At 35.0% G+C, this 17504-nt stretch carries 19 protein-coding genes; 17 read left to right on the top strand and 2 right to left on the bottom strand.

The features are described from left to right. Positions 1–66 precede the first annotated feature (66 nt). The 14 genes from FS802_RS00625 to FS802_RS00565 are packed head-to-tail and all read left to right on the top strand — an operon-like array spanning position 67 to position 11905. Complete coding sequence (locus FS802_RS00625) at positions 67–2376, top strand: phage tail tape measure protein (RefSeq protein WP_186367206.1); 2310 nt, start codon at positions 67–69, stop codon at positions 2374–2376. Next, positions 2373–3020 carry an SH3 domain-containing protein gene (locus FS802_RS00620; RefSeq protein ID WP_144524737.1) on the top strand — a complete coding sequence of 216 codons (648 nt, stop codon included), beginning with the start codon at positions 2373–2375 and terminating at the stop codon, positions 3018–3020. Before FS802_RS00625 ends, FS802_RS00620 begins: the two co-directional genes overlap by 4 nt. An 11-nt stretch (positions 3021–3031) precedes the next feature. Beyond that, the gene (locus tag FS802_RS00615) at positions 3032–4021 is read left to right on the top strand and encodes an XkdQ/YqbQ family protein (protein WP_144524735.1); all 990 of its coding nucleotides are present in this window, start codon (positions 3032–3034) and stop codon (positions 4019–4021) included. 8 nt (positions 4022–4029) lie between these two features. Further along, entirely contained in the window at positions 4030–4476 is a 447-nt protein-coding gene (locus FS802_RS00610; protein WP_144524733.1) for a hypothetical protein, read from the top strand. After that, the gene (locus FS802_RS00605; protein ID WP_144524732.1) at positions 4463–4918 is read left to right on the top strand and encodes a DUF2634 domain-containing protein; all 456 of its coding nucleotides are present in this window, start codon (positions 4463–4465) and stop codon (positions 4916–4918) included. Before FS802_RS00610 ends, FS802_RS00605 begins: the two co-directional genes overlap by 14 nt. Continuing rightward, complete coding sequence (locus FS802_RS00600) at positions 4915–6060, top strand: baseplate J/gp47 family protein (protein WP_144524730.1); 1146 nt, start codon at positions 4915–4917, stop codon at positions 6058–6060. Before FS802_RS00605 ends, FS802_RS00600 begins: the two co-directional genes overlap by 4 nt. Next, positions 6047–6619 carry a putative phage tail protein gene (locus FS802_RS00595; protein ID WP_144524728.1) on the top strand — a complete coding sequence of 191 codons (573 nt, stop codon included), beginning with the start codon at positions 6047–6049 and terminating at the stop codon, positions 6617–6619. The genes FS802_RS00600 and FS802_RS00595 overlap by 14 nt, the downstream gene beginning before the upstream one ends. Before the next feature lie 4 nt (positions 6620–6623). Further along, complete coding sequence (locus tag FS802_RS00590; protein ID WP_144524726.1) at positions 6624–8153, top strand: pyocin knob domain-containing protein; 1530 nt, start codon at positions 6624–6626, stop codon at positions 8151–8153. Beyond that, positions 8150–9529, top strand: coding sequence for an outer membrane protein assembly factor BamB family protein (locus FS802_RS00585; protein ID WP_144524724.1), 1380 nt, complete (start codon positions 8150–8152; stop codon positions 9527–9529). The genes FS802_RS00590 and FS802_RS00585 overlap by 4 nt, the downstream gene beginning before the upstream one ends. A gap of 12 nt (positions 9530–9541) precedes the next feature. Next, positions 9542–9943 (top strand): hypothetical protein, encoded by a 402-nt coding sequence (locus FS802_RS00580; RefSeq protein WP_144524722.1) that lies wholly within the window; start codon positions 9542–9544, stop codon positions 9941–9943. Positions 9944–9963: 20 nt separating this feature from the next. Further along, positions 9964–10107, top strand: coding sequence for a hypothetical protein (locus FS802_RS30865; protein ID WP_186367205.1), 144 nt, complete (start codon positions 9964–9966; stop codon positions 10105–10107). A gap of 52 nt (positions 10108–10159) precedes the next feature. Beyond that, the gene (locus FS802_RS00575; protein WP_144524720.1) at positions 10160–10666 is read left to right on the top strand and encodes a Bsp6I family type II restriction endonuclease; all 507 of its coding nucleotides are present in this window, start codon (positions 10160–10162) and stop codon (positions 10664–10666) included. A 52-nt stretch (positions 10667–10718) separates the two neighbouring features. Further along, entirely contained in the window at positions 10719–11144 is a 426-nt protein-coding gene (locus tag FS802_RS00570; protein ID WP_144524718.1) for a phage holin family protein, read from the top strand. Next, a complete protein-coding gene (locus tag FS802_RS00565) occupies positions 11144–11905 on the top strand; it encodes an N-acetylmuramoyl-L-alanine amidase (protein WP_144524716.1) in 762 nt (253 codons plus the stop codon). The genes FS802_RS00570 and FS802_RS00565 overlap by 1 nt, the downstream gene beginning before the upstream one ends. An 82-nt stretch (positions 11906–11987) precedes the next feature. Here FS802_RS00565 and FS802_RS00560 read toward each other — a convergent pair whose 3' ends face one another. Beyond that, the gene (locus FS802_RS00560; protein ID WP_144524714.1) at positions 11988–12365 is read right to left on the bottom strand and encodes a hypothetical protein; all 378 of its coding nucleotides are present in this window, start codon (positions 12363–12365) and stop codon (positions 11988–11990) included. A 346-nt stretch (positions 12366–12711) separates the two neighbouring features. On the opposite strand from FS802_RS00560, the gene FS802_RS30860 reads away from it, so the two are divergent. Both FS802_RS30860 and FS802_RS00555 read left to right on the top strand, forming a co-directional pair. Then, positions 12712–12873: a hypothetical protein gene (locus tag FS802_RS30860; protein WP_186367204.1), complete on the top strand. Its 162-nt coding sequence runs from the start codon at positions 12712–12714 to the stop codon at positions 12871–12873. Further along, positions 12870–13328: a putative toxin-antitoxin system toxin component, PIN family gene (locus FS802_RS00555; RefSeq protein ID WP_144524712.1), complete on the top strand. Its 459-nt coding sequence runs from the start codon at positions 12870–12872 to the stop codon at positions 13326–13328. The genes FS802_RS30860 and FS802_RS00555 overlap by 4 nt, the downstream gene beginning before the upstream one ends. Positions 13329–13427: 99 nt before the next feature. Here FS802_RS00555 and FS802_RS00550 read toward each other — a convergent pair whose 3' ends face one another. Further along, entirely contained in the window at positions 13428–13892 is a 465-nt protein-coding gene (locus tag FS802_RS00550) for a restriction endonuclease (protein ID WP_144524710.1), read from the bottom strand. A gap of 228 nt (positions 13893–14120) precedes the next feature. Here FS802_RS00550 and FS802_RS00545 point away from each other — a divergent pair, with 228 nt between their 5' ends. Beyond that, complete coding sequence (locus FS802_RS00545; protein WP_144524708.1) at positions 14121–17411, top strand: SIR2 family protein; 3291 nt, start codon at positions 14121–14123, stop codon at positions 17409–17411. Positions 17412–17504 lie beyond the last annotated feature (93 nt).

Raw genomic sequence — 17504 nt, 5'->3', positions numbered from 1 at the left:
AAGATATAGTCCGAACTTGCGGGAAACCGTAAGAAGTGACGGATAAAGAGCTGTCATGTTAACAAATTGGATTCTGGAATAAAAGGGGAACAAGCAGGTACATCATTACGTGCTTCTTTACTACGTTTATCTGATCCACCTAAATCTGCTAGAACAGCACTTGCTGATTTGGGTATTACAATTCAAGATTCATCAGGGAAAATGCTTCCGTTCCACGACATTATCGGTCAAGTCGGTAAATCGACAAAAGACATGGGGAACGCTCAAAAAGCGGCCGCATTATCAGCAATCTTTGGTACAGAAGCAGTATCAGGAATGCTCGCGGTAGTTGAAGCAGGTCCAGATAAATTACAAAAGCTTACGAAAGGCTTACAAGATTCTGGTGGAGCAGCCGCGGATACAGCGAAGAAAATGCAAGATAACTTAAACGGATCGCTTAACCAGTTATCCGGTTCTTTTGAAACGCTACAAATTTCAATGGGGAATGCACTGATACCAGTGATTCGAGTAATTGCTGATGGGTTAGGCATGTTAACGGATGCGTTTAATGCTTTACCAGGACCTGTACAAACAGTATTAACAGTAATACTTGCTCTTACAGGGGTGTTTCTCTTATTAGCAGGTCCAGTACTTTTAATACTTGGATTTTTACCGGGTATTATCGAAGGATTTGCACTCTTAGCTGGCGCAATGGGAATGACCTCAGGGGCCTTGTTAGGGGTAATGGGAACCGCTTTAGGTGTAATTGGAATAGTCGCCGCAATAGGTATAGGAATCGCTTTTCTATGGTCACAATGTGAAACATTTAGGAATATAGTTTACGCTGCGTTTGACGGGGTAAAGGCTGCATTTGACTCCTTATTGGCGAAGGTCAACCAAATAAAAGGAGTACTAACAACAGCGTGGTCAGGAATCAAGGCAATCTTTTCTGGTAATGAAGGTAAAGGCGTTTCTATACTAACTAGTTTAGGAATGGGTCCTGAAGCTATGAGACCGCTTGTCACAATGACAAATGGTGTGAGAAATGCTGTAAATCAAATTAAACAACAAATCTCTACTTTAGGAAGCTTCTTTAAGGGAATGGGCGCGTTGTTTAGTGGAAATACCGGGAAAGGTGTTTCAATATTAAGTTCCATCGGGTTATCGCCACAAACAATCCGTAGTGCTATTACTATTATAAACGGTGTAAAAGGTGCAATTACTCAAGGTATGGCCGGAATCATGTCAACGGTACGAAATATCGGTTCTGGTATGAGTCGCTTCTGGTCACAACACGGTCAACAAATAGTTCAATATGCATCACAAGCATATAACAGAATGAAAACAATGGTAGGTACGGTATTAGCTGGAGTCGGTACCGTTGTCCGAAGTTATCTAACTGGAATAGCTAGCTTCTGGAATACTCACGGTACACAAATCATGCAGTATGCATCTATGGCGTGGCGCGGAATTTGGACGACGATCAGCACAGTAGCAAGCGTTTTATGGCAAATCGTGAGCACTTGCTTATCCGCAATGGCTTCATTTTGGAGCGCTCATGGTTCGAAAATTATGTCAATCGTGAGTACAGCGTTTTCTACAATAGCTGCGATTGTTGGTAATGTTCTATCATTTATGTCTGGACTTTTCCAAGCGATAATGCCACTAGTGTCTGGCGTAACACAGGTTGCGTTCGCTATAATCCAAACGGTGATTTCTGTAGCTGGTAGCGTTATATCTGGCGTAGTCCAAGTTGTATCAAATTTATTCCGCGGTGAGTGGCGCGCAGCTTTTGAAGCAGCAAAACAAACAGCAGTTGATATTTGGAATACAATAGTTAGTACATTTGAGGGAATCGACTTATTCCAAATTGGTAAAGACATTATCAATGGTTTGATTGATGGTATTTCCTCTATGGCTTCAGCTGCTTGGGATGCAGTAGGTAATATTGCAGGTGGTATTAAAGATGCTGTAACTGGATTCTTTGATATACACAGTCCATCTCGTTTAATGATCGAGCTAGGTGGTTTCATTACTGAGGGTCTTGGACTAGGTATGGAGAAAAATACAGATATGGCTGTTAATTCAGCAGTGAATGTTTCTGAAAAGACGCACGCACCGTTTGCTATGGCTGCTAAAAATGAAGAGCAGAACGTCCCGTTTGCTACAGAAGTAAAAGGAACTTCTCATAAATCGAATACAAATCAAACAACAAATGCGAGCAGTACAAAAAATGAGTTCCATATTCATATTTCTGGCGGTACTGCTAAAGACATGAGTGAAAATGAAGATACATTTACAGAAGTAGCTGAGAAGGTAATAAATTATCTAGCTGATAAACTAGATAATGCATCAACAGGGAAAACAAAAGTGAATCTAGGAGTGATGGAGTCATGATCTTTCTCCTTACAAAATGGGCAAAATACACCTTTCTCCACACTCCTAAAGGGGTCGGGCCAAAAGGTGGCGACGCCAAAATAGAAGAAGTAAACACATTGGGACAAGGAGTTGTTCCTTTTTTTGATGGGAAGGAACTGGAGGAGGTTACATTTACCTCCTTCTTTTCTTTTAATAGAGTATCTGGTGAAGAAGCAAGGCAGGAGCCACTTTCATCATGTCGTTTCCTTTCTGGTCTGAAAGATTCCGGGGAAGTCGTGCTATTAAACATTCCTGACATTAATTATAAGAGGGAAATGATAGTGAAGAACTTTGAATACTGGAAAGATGCACCTGGTTATATCGAATTTAATATCACCTTTAAAGAATATCGTGAAATTAAACTCGGATATAAAGATGGAGCAGGAAACATTAAAAGACCACCTTCCAATGATTTAAATAAATACGCATTAACTGATGGTAAAGTGTCTGGTACACATCTGTTAGCAGTTCGTGATGCACCGTCCCAAAGCGGTAAAATTATTGGGACATTAAAACAGGGAGCGAGTGTAACATTCGCTAGAAACAGTAAGACCCAATCTGGATGGATATACATTCAATCTGGAAGCTTACATGGTTATGCTGCTGCAAATTACATTAGATAGGAGGAAGAATGATGTTAGAAGTTATTATTGGGAACATGGTAGTAACAGATGCTATCGTTCCTCCTATCAAATTGGATGATGATTATCAGTCAGGACCCGTAAAAGCGGAAATGACTTTGAATTATAAAAAAGAATTTGATGAAATTGACGGGAAACCGATACAAATAATCGTAAACGGTTCAACTTGGTTTGCTGGGGTAGTGAGAGCATACAAAGATGAAAAAGGACGTAATATTGATGTTACTGCTTATGATCATCTTTTTAATCTAGTTAAGTCTAGTGATGAATTTGTATTTCAAAACCGCACAGCAAGTCAGATGATACAATCCATTTTAAATAGATATAATTATCCAATTAAAGAATTGGTGACAATCAATACGATATTCCCGCTTATGTACTTAGATAGTAATAGTGCTCAAAGTGTGTTTGAAATGTTGATTGTTATTTTATATGAAAGCAAAAAGGTAACAGGTAAGAAGTATTGGATCCGATTTGAACCTGAAGGACTACGAGTATTTGAGTGGAAACCAGCAAAATTCATACCGGTATTAGGTTCAGGATTAACAAACGTTGAAAAGACTGTTTCTACTGAAGAAGTAAAGAATAGAATCACTGTTGTAAACAAAGAAAAAAACATATTTGTATTTAGAGAAGATGGTGGATCTATTAGAAAATACGGTCCTCTTTCAACAATTGAGGAATTCAGTGGAGAAACGGAAGCAGCTGCAATTAGTTATGCTGATAGTTTGCTGAGAACAAGAACTTTACCGGAAGTTTCACGGCAAATCGAACATGTACACAGCATTGAAGAACCGCGGATATGGTCGGGTGACTTTATTTATTTAGATGACCCAACAAGTACAATTCTTGGTGGATACTATGTAAAAAAAGCCGCTTATCAAATCTATAAAAATAGGGTTATCTTTAGTGCTGATATTGCTCATTCAGCTGCTTTACCAGATAAAGAGTATGTTCCACCGCAACAAAATGATGAAGGGTAGGTGAGAAGGTGGAAAAGCGAGGAATAGAACGTATTTTACACCATATGCAAGGTCTGGATATAACAGAGGATTCATTTTCTTTAGGAAAAATCATAACAGAAGAACCGCACGTTACAATTCAAATACATGGATCCGACAAAGCTTTACCAAGTGCATTCTTTATTATGCCAAATGTAAAGTTTTCTAGAGGGGAAACAGTTTTAATACAACGTATATCAGGAGCTAGTGCTACTGATCGTCAGTTTGTAGTAAAACCACTGAATGAAATGGTTTCGCTATGCTGTTATACTGGTTCGGAATATGTATCGATAACAGATGAAAAAGTACGCTATCCTGCTTCAAAAACATTTTGTCCATGGAATATGAACCCTGGAACGAATGTGATGCTACTCCCTAATCGCTTCCCTTCATCAAATTCTTTATGGGTGGTGATTAATACGTATGCAATTTCCTAAATTACCGCGAGTTGAATGGGAACTTCCTGAAGTTAATAATTTTGAAAGCGAAGAGGTTGTCGGGTATATGACGCCTCTTTTTGATTTTTCAAAAGGTGAATTTGTTACGGATGCTAGTGGAGCGGTTGCGCTAGATGACGGACAAAAAGGAATAGCAAACCTGATTGAAAAAACACATCGTGCTCCAAGGGGTGTCTATCGGGTCTATACAGACGATTACGGTTCTGAAGTACGTAATGTATTACTAGATAGTGAACTTGGTGAAAAGGGACGTATTTCACGGGTGAAAGAAGCTATAAGAGATTCCTTGATTTATGACGAGAGAATCACAGATGTAAGTGAAATAGAAATCATAAAAGACGAAAAAGATGCTTATGTAGCTTCCTATACCGTCTATACAATATACGGTGATGTTCCGGTAAGAAGGGAAGTGAAAGTATGACAACTCCTGCATGGTGGAATGAAACGGAACAAGAAATTTTTAATCGTGTGTTAAATCAAGTAGATAAACGATGGGACAAACGCGAAGGTGGCTTTATATACGATGTTTTAAAGCCACTATCTATTGTTCGATCGGAACAACGTGAAGAATTTAAGAAGTGGTATCACACAAGGTTTGCTCAATATGCTACCAATGATGATTTGGCTGCAGTTGTAGAATCGAGAACCCCTCTGAAACGCTATCCCGCTAAAAAAGCAAAGGGTAAGGTCACTGTTTCAGGGAATGAGGGCACAAAGCTTGCCAAAGGTTCTGTGTACGTGGCAGTTCGATATGACTTGGATAATAAAATCATTGAATATACACAATTAGCTGATGCGATTATAGGCCCAAGTGGTAATACGATTGTAGAAATTGAAGCAGTGCTTCCTGGTTTAATTGGAAACACTTCTGAAAACACAATTGAACTAATTGAAGCGGTATTTGGCGTCTCGAATGTCACCAATGTAGAGAAAATCACTGGTGGAGAAGAAAAAGAAAGTGATGAGGATTTACGATCACGTTATTTTACATGGCTACGTGAATCTTCAAACTCTGGAAATATCGGTGATTACATTCGCTGGTCACTTAGTGTACCTGATGTAGGTGGTGTACTAGTTTTTCCTATTGCAAAAGGGAAAGGCACTGTTCAACTATCGGTATGTAATACAAGCTTTGCACCTGCGTCACTAGAATTGGTGAAAAAGGTACAGGATTATATTGCTCCTTCTAACGAAATGGGCGAAGGACAGGCACCAATTGGTGCCTCTGTATCCGTAATAGCAGCTGCACCAATCAAAGTTAACCTAGCTATATATGTTTCTTCAAAACAAGAAGCGGAAGCATTAAAGCAACAGTTAATTGAAGGTATAAATGAATACTTTAAATTTACCAATCGCCTTTATTGGCGCGAAAACGCTCGTAAACAATCCATATTAAAAGAGCCTTATCAAATCAGTTATTTAAAAGTAGGTTCTGTTGCAGTGGACGTAATGCAGCTAATTAAAGTAAATAAGCTATTGATGAACGATGAGCAGAAAGATGTCACTATTCAATCTGGTCAAATTGCAATACTTGGAGATGTGATTTTCTATGAAGGAACGTGATGCATTAGTAGAAGCGTTTCTCAATGATTCAATGAAGGAGTACCGGGATTCGGATTTATTTGTGAATCTCATGCAGATCAGCGCGAAAACGGCCATTGAAGAAAATCAGGAATTTGAAGATGTACGATTACAGTTTGATAACGATACAGCTACTTGGTCCATTGGCGATTGGGAATTTGAATTCGGTATACAGATTGATAGTAAAAAGCCACTAGAACAACGGAAATCAGTTGTGAAAAGTAAAATGCGAAGTACCGGTTCCACTAGGTTAATGCTCATTAAGAAAGTAGCAGAATCATTTGAGTATGGTGAAGTGGATGCAAAACAAGACATACCGAATTACACTGTCACAATCACGTTTGCGAGTAAATTTGGTATACCACCTAATATTGATGACATTCAGTTGGCTTTAAGAGAAATAATTCCTGCTCATTTAGATGTGAAGTTTGTGTTCACGTATTTAACATGGAATGAACTTGAAAGTTACAAGTATACATGGGATCAACTAGATGCTCTCGAACTAAATTGGGATGAATTAGAAACGTATAGAAAGGTGTGAGAGTGTGCCTAGCTTAACAAATCGATTAAAACTTGCATTGCCAAATGGTAATGAATATGTAAATAGAGCTGCATTAAATAAAATATTTGAAGACATTGATAGATTAGTTATGCTGCAGGGAGATATTGATACAGTTAAAAGAGATGTAAATAAATATACTGATGAACAAGTGCGAAGTGCTAAAGAACATGCAGATGAAGTTTCTAATTCAAAAGCAAGTACTGCATTAAGTGATGCTAAAAAATATGTAGAAGGAAATTGGAAGCAAAAACATCAAGTGACAAGCGATGATGGAACTGCGTATTCCCTTCCACCAGGAACCGATTTGAATAACGTGGAAAATACGGGATTTTATAGAGGTACTGGATTGAAAAACAGTCCGACTTCATCTAATGGTCATTATGTAATGGTTATTAAACAGTCTGGATCCGAGAAGATGCAAATCGCTTCAGTAATAGAGGGTCCATTATTTAATAAATGTGCCCACTCACTGTTTATTCGACATCACTTTGAGGGAAGTGGATGGACTTCCTGGCGAAAGATTTCTACACAAGCGGACTGGGGAGAATGGAGTACGAATGGCGGGCAAGACCTTTTAGTTTGGAATAAGCGGGCATTTGTTGGTTTTAATTCAGAATCAGGAGATAAACTTCATGTCAATTATGCGGGTGACTTTAAAAATGGTGTGAATTTTTTTGGCAGACTCATGGTTGATGAAACTTTTGATGTTGTGCATACAGGATTCAATTTTATGAGGGATAAATCAAGAATTGTTTCTGTACAAGAAGATTGGAACCTAATTGTAAACACAGGATATTATGATGTGACTGATGATACAGGTGAGAGCCATGCAAGTACTCCACCTAATTGCTATCCTTACGGTACTTTAGAAGTTTATAAAAGTGGTGTTGATAGACATATTATTCAACGGTACACGTCTCATAATAGTGCTCAGATGTTTGTTCGCTCTGCATGGAGTAAATCCGCATGGACTGCTTGGAGGAAAATTTCAGATGAAAAATATGTTGATGATGGATTAGCTGAGAAATTATCTAAAGCAGGAGGTACCATGACAGGTCCTCTAGTTTTTGATGTAAATACAGAGGAAAAAGTAATTAGAGGAAATGATAGTACAGGTCCACTGGCAGGATTCTTTTTTCAAAAGAACAGAATGGGTGCGTATGATTGGAAAAATATGTTGCCGATTTTCGGATATGAAGCAGATACTAAAACATTTGAGGTTAGAACACCGATATTTAAATTTGAAGAAAGAAAAGTTTTAACAACAAGTGATTTAGAAGATGGAATTCCGTCAAGAAGCGGTAAAGATGACAATGGTATTTACACCATTTATGAGGAATCACATGAAAACGGAAAGTTCTCAAAGAAATCTATTTTGTCCAGTCCTGATGCGGATGGGAACTACCTTATCCGTACTGTTACGTATTATGAGGATGGAATAGCATACAAAACAAAAACATTTGATTTGAAATACGATGAAGACGGTGATTTTGTAAAGGCGGTGCAGCGATGAGTTTTTTAGAGGAACATGGTATTGGTGGGGCAAACCTTGGATTGGTACGAGCCGTAAAAGTATTTGTTCAAGCAACTGAGCCAACAACCAAAGAAAAAGGGACAGTATGGATCAAGTCTGCTACACCAGCGACTAAAACTGTATTCCGAGAATATGGATTAGAGCCACCGAAAGTGGAAGGAACGCTGTGGATCAGTCTTTATGATATAGACATTAAATTCATGTTAGAACGAGAGCTTAAAGTGTTCTCTAACAAAAAAGAAATCAACATCGAATATTCAAGAGAGAATTTCATTAGTTCAATGGATTCTAGTAAAATAAATGTCTTAAAAAATAAGTTTATGCAAGTCTATTCGTTGCTTGGTACTTCCCGTATTTACAAAAACGGAAAATGGGAATGGTTAATCGGCCAATACTGGGATGGTACAAGTTGGCGAAGCTTTAGCAATTTAGAACTCAGTGTATATATTGGAACAACTGATAAAATGGTTAAAAAGATTTCACCCGATACAGGGAAAGAGGTTTGGTCAGTAAATAACCATATTGGTGCTGTTAACGATGTAGTAGTAGATAAAAATGGATATATCTACAGCGCTTCTGGAGCACCGAACGCAGCAGCCACTATAGGCGAAATTAAAAAGATATCCCCTACAGGACAAGTAGTATGGGCTAAAAGTTATAGTAGGAGTATTCAACGATTAGTAGTAGATAAAGATGGATATATTTATGCATTTAACGATATTAGGCAACTACTTAGGTTTAGTCCTGATGGTGAAAAAATCTGGGAGATTAACCAAACAGATTTCATGCAAGATATCATTGTAGACATAACTGGAAATGTATATATAAGTTATTTATCTGGTAGCAGTCGCAGTCAAATTAAAAAGGTTTCTCCTGGCGGGAAAGACATTTGGAATTACTCCTTCTCTGCAAATCGATCACCTAATCTTTCTATAGATAGCCAAGGTTTCATTTATACGTTTATGAATACAGCCGGCAATGATACAGCTACATTTAAAAAGATTGATCCGAATGGTAAAGAGGTAGCTACTGCTGCCACGAGCATAGTATCAATTTTACGACCTAAACTCGATCAATACAAAAATTTATATGCACTTCATACCGATGGAGCGGGTTTATCTAGTCAGCTCGTCAAAATGGGACCCGATTTAAAAGTTACTTGGTCTGTACCAGGTGATATAAAAGATATTACTGTTGATAAAACAGGAAATGTATTTGCAGCTTTCAAAGATTCAATTAAGAAAGTTTCATCAGCTGGACAAGTAGTATGGACTTACTCAATTACAGTAGATTCTGTAAAAACGTTAGTTGTAGATCAAAGCCCGTATGGAGCATTCCCGTTTTTATGGGAGTAAGGAGTGAAGTGAATGCAAGCATTTATTGCAAATGAAAAAGGGCTAGTTGTAAGTAGACATCTGATGCCGTTAGATGAATTAAATGGATTCGCAAAAAACGCACAAGATGCCATTAAACAAGGTTGGACTTTGTATAATGGCGAAATACCAAGCGATAAAATCGAGGGAAATCGAATCGGCCGAGTTTACTATAATAAGCAGGAGAACTCTTTTTATTACGAATGGGAAGTTATCCAAGTGGATGATTCCAATGTAGATGCACTAAAAGTACTGAAAAAGCAGCAGGAATTAATGCAGCAAGCGATTGATGAAATTATTATTAACAGTCCAGGTCAAGAAGAGCTGAAGATGTTAAATGAGCAACAAGCGTTAATGCAAAAGGCTTTGGATGAATTAATCATTGCTAGCATTTAATAAAAAGGAGCGGATGTAGAATGGCTGAATACATGGCGCAGAGAGTGATTGATGAAGTGTTTACGTATACATTTATTATCGTAAAGATGAAGACTTACAAAGATAGAATCGATAAATACCTAACTGACAATGGAAGAGCAGATTTAATTACTGTTCAAATCTAATAAAAAATTATAATATTTATATAAATAATTTTTTTGTTGGGGGATAGTTAAGATGACGGAAGAATTAACGGATGAACAATATTGTGAATTTTATTGGGCGGTAAAAAGAAAGAAAGATTTAGCTCAACAGTTTGGGTTTGGAACAGGTGGTGCATTAGGTAGCAAGTTTACTGAAAGTTTATGTAGATACTTATATAATTTAAATACATGTGAGGGAAGTGAATTTGATGCTTTAGATGGTGATAAAAATGTAGAAATTAAGGCTACACAATCTAGAAATGGTACTACTTCTATAAATATGAATGTGAATTTTGATATTCTTTTTTGGATGCACTTTGATATAGATAGTGACAAATTAATCATTAGAAAAATTAATGGAGATATTTTTAGAGAGGCTTATAAAAAGCATTATCCTTCGCTATTGACAACAGATTCAAGAGTTACTGTAACTTTAAATAAAATATGTAAGGATTTAACAATAGAAGAAGCGATAAAGGAAGAAATATATAAGTTTGAAAAAGATACAATAAGCATAAGAAAATTAGAAGTGAGTAGTTAAAAAACAGAGATAAATATATTTCTGTTTTTTTATTTTGGAAAGGAGTGAAAAGATGGATCGTATTGATGTATTTATGAAAGCATTTATAGCTACGTTTGGTGGCTTCTGTGGGTATTTCTTGGGAGGATGGGATACAACATTGAAAGTTCTAATTATCATGGCAGTAATCGACTATATCACAGGAGTATTCGCAGCAGGATATAACGGAGAGTTGAAAAGCAAAGTAGGATTCAAAGGCATCGCCAAAAAGGTGGTGCTTTTTCTTTTGGTTGGAATTGCAGCACAGCTAGATTCGGTGTTTGGTAGCAATAGTGCAATTCGTGAAGCGACAATCTTTTTCTTTATTGGAAATGAATTGTTGTCTCTTTTAGAAAATGCAGGACGTATGGGAATTCCTTTACCTTCAACATTAACAAGTGCAGTTGAAATTTTAGGTGGCAAACAAAAACAAGAAGAGAAAAAAGGAGATGTTGAATAATGAGAGTATCAAGTCACAGAGGGCATAATGCAATTGTACCAGGAGCTAACTATGGAGGTAGAAAAGAACACCTCTTAGGAGATCAAACTAACGGAGAATTTATTAGGAAGTTACGTGCATTAGGTCATTCTGTAGAAGAAGATACAGACAACGTGGGTAGAACAGCTTCAGCTGTCGTAGGTAACCAAGTTCGGAATATTAATGATAGACCTAACGATGTAGGCTTTGCTTGGCATAATAATGCTCATAATGGTCAAGCTCATGGGGTAGAAGTTCTCTGTTACTCCGAAAAGGAAGCGCCTATGGCAGCTCGTATCTCAGCAGAAATTGCTAAGCGTACTGGTTGGAAAGACCGTGGAGCTAAAATCCGTCCGGACATCGGAGTAATTCGTTCATCAAACTGTCCGTTTTTCCTTGTAGAAGCTGGTTTTATCGATAACGATGGAGATATGGCTAAGTGGAATGTGGATGCAATTACCTCAGCTGTAATTTTTGCTTACTTTGGAGAAGAATGTGGAGGAGGAAGCTCAAGTGTTGCACCTACTCAGCCAACTAAACGAAACATCATCCAATCAGGTGCTTTTTCACCTTTTGAGGTTCAGGATGTTATGCAAGCATTAACGTCCGTTAAAATGACTGCTAATTTTATCTTAAAGTCTGATGGCTTAACGTATTTTGTTTCTGAGCCAACATCAGATACACAACTTAATGCGATGAAAGGATACCTTGACCGTAAAGGTTGGTGGTATGAAGTTAAATAAAAAAAGCCGTCCTGTTTGATGTGCACCCCAATTGTTAGACACAAAAGACAATTGGAGGTGTGCTTTTTTAATTTATTCTATATTAAGAGGGGACTTGAGGTTGATGCGGATTACCTGGCGTAAACTGCCCGTTCAACACCGTATTCCCTTGCTGACTTACTCCTGCAAAGTATGTGTTTACGATAACTGGACGAAGAGGCTCTTGTGGAGCGAAAGGCTCGCCTGTAACATAAAGGTCTACCGGTACCGTCACCCGAACTACGTATACAGGGTCTTGCGGTATATGCAGTTCGTCTGTTTGATTAAGTGCAGAAACTTGAATGAAGTCCGTGTCCGTATTACGGAATAAAGGTCCAGACGTATACGTTTGGTATCGAGGCTCACAATGACATTCGCAGTCGCACTTTTTACGATTCTTCTGATAACACTTTTGTGAACGGTCGTAATAATAGTTTGACATATTAAGCACGTAGCTCCTTTTTAGTACATGTAATGTGAAGAGTAGGAGGGAGGCTTGGACAATAAATGGTAAATTTGCTGAAAGTGAAATGGGAGAATGAATAGAAAAAACACTTTTAGTTAGTGTTTTTTATTTGAGTTAAGATATGTGCTCTATTGTGGTTTGATGAAATGAATGCTAATACGCAACAGAGGATTTTATCTATTTTTGGCGAATAAATATATTAAATTACAATTTGTTGCATTGTTAGCAAGAATGTATACTGATTTGTTGGAATTTCTTGTATAGTATAAGTAGCTATGGACAAGCCTTACCTTTAAGATAACATTAAAGGAGGTGTTTAATAGTGAAATGGGACAAGGGGGAAATGGATATGAATGCAGTTTTAATATCAGATCAAAGCTTAGACTTTCTTGATGAAGTATTTGAAATTATTGGTGAATCAATTCATGAACAAGACTTATCAAAAGAAGAAATATTAGAATCATTGGATTATAGAAGAAGATGAATAAAAAAGTAAAAGTTGTTCTTGATACCAATGTTTTCATCCAAGCATTATTTTTTCAAAATCCTTCGCCAGTGAAAATAATCAAGTTAGTACAAGCTAGAGAAATTGAATTAGTTTTTTCACAAGATACAATGGGGGAACTGATGTATGTTATTAAGAGTTTTGTCGAAAATCGAATTAGTGATGCGAAGAAACAAGAAACTGTATTTTTAGGTATTGCGAAGTTAATCTTTTTTTCTGAAACAGTTAATATAGCTGGTATGGGGGATATTCCTGAGATTGTAGATAAGGAAGATTTAATGTTTATGAATACTGCTATAGCATCAGATGCTGATTATTTAGTTACTACAGACTTTCGTAGTGGATTAAACACAGTAAGTGGAATTGCATGTAACGTTCTAACTCCTTATCAATTTATGGAGATTATAGATAAATTGAAGCATCAAAACCAATAAACCTTGCTATATGATTGTAGCGAGGTTTTTTTATATGTATGTAATTGTGTGGAATGCAAATTCAAATAAAATAAAGGCTAACTTCCAAAAGAGTTAGCCTTATAACTTCATCATGTTAATAAGAGCATCTCCATCAATCAACTCGATGTTCTTATTAGCTGCATATTGCCTTGCATTCTTATTAAAATTACTGAGTGTAACGAAATACCCTCCAACAGCATCCGCATCTACAATAGCGCTATGGAGCTTCTGAATAAACGGTCTTCCAATGGAACTTTTTGTGTAGCGCTTTACCTCAACAAATTTCATTTCGTTATCTTTATAAAGGATAATGTCTTTTCCGCCATCGTTAGAACCAGAAGTAACTTGAACTTTATATCCGAGAGAGCGAAAGAAATCAGCTACAAAGTATTCAAATTCTCTTGGATTCATTATTTCTAAATTACTGCGAGTTACAGCTTGTTGTACTCGATGTGTTCTAATTTCTTTAGGCGTTACGTGTCGACCTCTCATTACAAAACCGATAAGAAAAACAAGTAAAAGCAATGCTATTGCCCAAATCATGCAATTCACCTCAGTAAGAGTATCTCCAGTTACTCTTATAGTTATTTCTTTTAAAATTGTAGTGGGATTATATGGTATAATTTTGCATGAATATTATATAGGAGAAAATAATGAATAGTTTTTTTTTACTCGAAAATACAATATTTAGAGTAATGGTAAGTAGTTTTTATTTGGTAGAGGAAGCTACTAATTATATATTATCAATTAAATACTTTAAAGGAGATAACCATGACAGTTGAATTAAATATTAATAAATACGAAAAAAATTTAGAGATAGTTTTACCTGATTTGATTAAATCTTATAATGAAGAATCTTTAATCTTTTTTATAGGTGCAGGGTGTTCTAGGATTCAAGGATACCCAAATTGGGATGAATATATCGGGGAATTGATTTCTTATTGGGAGTCAAATTTAGGGGAGATAATTGATGAAAACTCATATTACACTAAAGTAGAAGAACAAGATATTAAAATTCTTGAAAACTTACAAAAGAGTAATATTGAGAAGAAAAGAAAGATTGACATAGCACACCAATTGATTGAAAAGTACTGTAGGCAAAAGGGTTCTAATTTTGAAAATATGGAAAAGAGATCAAAAGAGAAGTTTAATAAAAACGTACTTAATTACGAGAAGGTAAAATTCATGGATTGGGAACCGAAAATGAAAATTAATCCTGTATTACAAGAGCTAGTAAAATTGGAATGTCTTTTTATTACTACAAATTATGACAATCAAATTGAGAAACATTCTGAATTTAAAGGGAGAAATATTAGTATTTATAAAAAGGTTGATGAAGTACCAGCGTTTCCTAAGGTGTTTTCAGTAATTCACCTTCACGGTACTCCAGAAATTGATAAACCAATACATTTTATTAATTCAAGCTCTTCTTATTCTCACTTGTATTTAGATAATCAATCGGAATTGCAGAATATAATTAATTTACTTAGAAAGAAGAAAAATATATCTATTATTTTTATTGGTTGTAGTATGGATGAGGAAGAAGTTTTAACTTTGTTAGATAGAACGGAAAATAGCAAAGCGAATTACTATGCTTTTCTTTCAGATCGTAGTGATGTACCGTCGAATAACCGTGAAATTTTTCAAAATGTAGAAGAAGAATTCTTTCGTGAAAAAAGGAATATTAATGTAATACGTTATGGTGAGGATTATACAAAACTTCCAAGTTTTATAGATAGTTTTGTAGATAAATTAGTGCAGAAAACGAAAAGAGATACTGAAAATGATTGGAATACGTTGTTTGATAATGCAGATATAAATATAATTGATAATTATATTTCAAAAGAAAATTATTATTTTCTTAATCGGTTCTACAAACAAGCTTTGGAAAATAATCAAAAAGAGAAAACACGAGAAATATTAACAGCATCATTTAATTCACAACTAATCAAAAATAATGAAATAGTGAACGCACATAAATATTCGGATTTTTGGACTTTTCTTTCAGTAAACTTTTCTGAATTAGAGAGCGAAGAGAAAAAGGTAGTTATGGAACTTATAAATAAAGTAACAGGGTATAATAATCAAAATAACATGGATTTCTTCAATATAATAAATAAATACTATTATGTAGAAAGATATGAAGGTAGTATCGAAGAGAAATTAACAGTTTTGAAACTTATATTTTCATGGGGATTGAATGAGAAAATAATAGATAAAATTCAAAATAATGAAATTTATCTATTTTGGATTTTGTTTATTCTTAGTGAAAATACATCTGTTTATCGAGAAAAACTAGCTATAAGTAAAGTGCCTACTATCAATTTTAATAATGTTGAATTAGAAGCGAAAATAATACAATTAGTCCAAAATATACAAGGTTATAGCCCGATTGAGGATAGCTTAGAATACAATCAAGGCGCGCAATTATTTTCTCTAATTTTAAAAGAAAGAAAATTAAATTTAGATTCTTTGACAAATGACTCATTCTATAAAGTTAAATTTGTACAGAAACTATTTGTTTATTTAGATAATAAAGAGATTAGGTATCCAGGTGTCATTGAGAAAGTAATAAAAGAAATTGACTATGCCGATCAATTTTTTGGTAGTGAACTTAATTTGTTTTTGAAAAATCACCCTGAGATTAGCGCTCAAAATAACACCCTTGCTGAATATAAAGATGGAATTTCTTCTGTCCAAGTAAGTAATGTTGTTGATAAACCTTTTATAGAAACTAAAGATTTATTAAAATGGCCAATCGGAAATATTATTGAAACACTAAAAACAAGTCGTATAAGTCAAAAACAAGTGAATCCTCATACCTTATATATTTTCAATGTTGAAGGTCAAAATGAAGAATTGATTTCATTTTTTGAAAAAGACCCAGCAAAGGGAGAAAAAATAGTGGGAGAATTATTACAAAATGAAGATTTAAAATCCTTATATTTGCAGGCAATTAGTGTATATCTTCAAAATCACCCTGATAGTGAAGGGATGATTCATAAGTATATCGATGTTATTGAAAAGGACAAGATTACTTATGAAACTTATAAGATATTTAGATCTTTAATAAAAGTAAATCCGGAATTAGTTTATGAATTTCTTACACATTTAGATTATTCTTCGTTTGAACAGAAATTCATAGAAGGAGTACCAGATGAACAATTTATTGAGATAAATTATTTTTCGAATTCTAATATTGGTAAATTTTACGAGATATTGAGGGAATGTATGTCTAATAAAGCTATTGAAAAAGAAAGATTAAATTCGTACATTGAGCAAACAAGAAATACCTTTTTAAAGCAATATGTATGCGGAATGTTTTATGAATTCGCACCAACTGAAATAAGTAAAGTGACTTTCAATTCTTTTCAAGGTATTAGTCATTATAATAATATACGAAGAGATGTAATGCCTTTTTATAAGAATATAGTTATAAATCTTTTGCTAAATGGAACAAAAGATTCATTTTTACAACAAAATATTATACTTGTTATAATTTATGAGGTTATTCCTAAAACTGATATTGATGTATCAAAGGTTAATAAGGATTTATTATCAGAAATTCTTCCTGGACTGTTCCGGGCATATCTTCAAAGCCAAGATTTTAATGAAAATACCTACAAGTGGTTATTAGAGATACTAAAAAATACAGAGCTATCCTCTACTTTAATGGAGTTTATAATTACCAGTTGTAAAAACAGTAATAATGAAACATTAAAAAGGATAGATAAGCTACTTATTGAAATTGAGAATAATAAATTTAATCCTAATAAAAGTATAAGGCTAAGTTTAGTTAATCATTATGTCAAAGAAGTTTTTAATAACACTCTAATGTTACGTAAAGAAAAAATCAATGTTTATATAAAAGCAGTTATTTTAAGCTTTAAGAATAATTTTATAAAAATAGATGATTATTCATATGAAGAAATAGATGATCTTATGAATGTTATAGATGAGGAAGGGTTGTTTGAAAAGAATAAAGAATTACATGATAATATTCAAAACTATCTGCCAGCGGTAGACTTTAATAAACTTGGAAGGAAATATTTAAGAGTTTAAAAGTAACTGTGGTCAAATGATTTTATAGAATTAATTACAAATGTATTCAACTGTGATATGAAATAAAAAAAGACGGTATACGCCGTCTTTTTT

The organism is Bacillus sp. DE0042, assembly GCF_007680225.1.
GTDB classification, from domain to species: Bacteria; Bacillota; Bacilli; order Bacillales; family Bacillaceae_G; genus Bacillus_A; species Bacillus_A wiedmannii.
The sequence above is the reverse complement of the archived record's forward strand: the minus strand, read 5'-3'. Positions and strand labels throughout refer to the sequence as shown.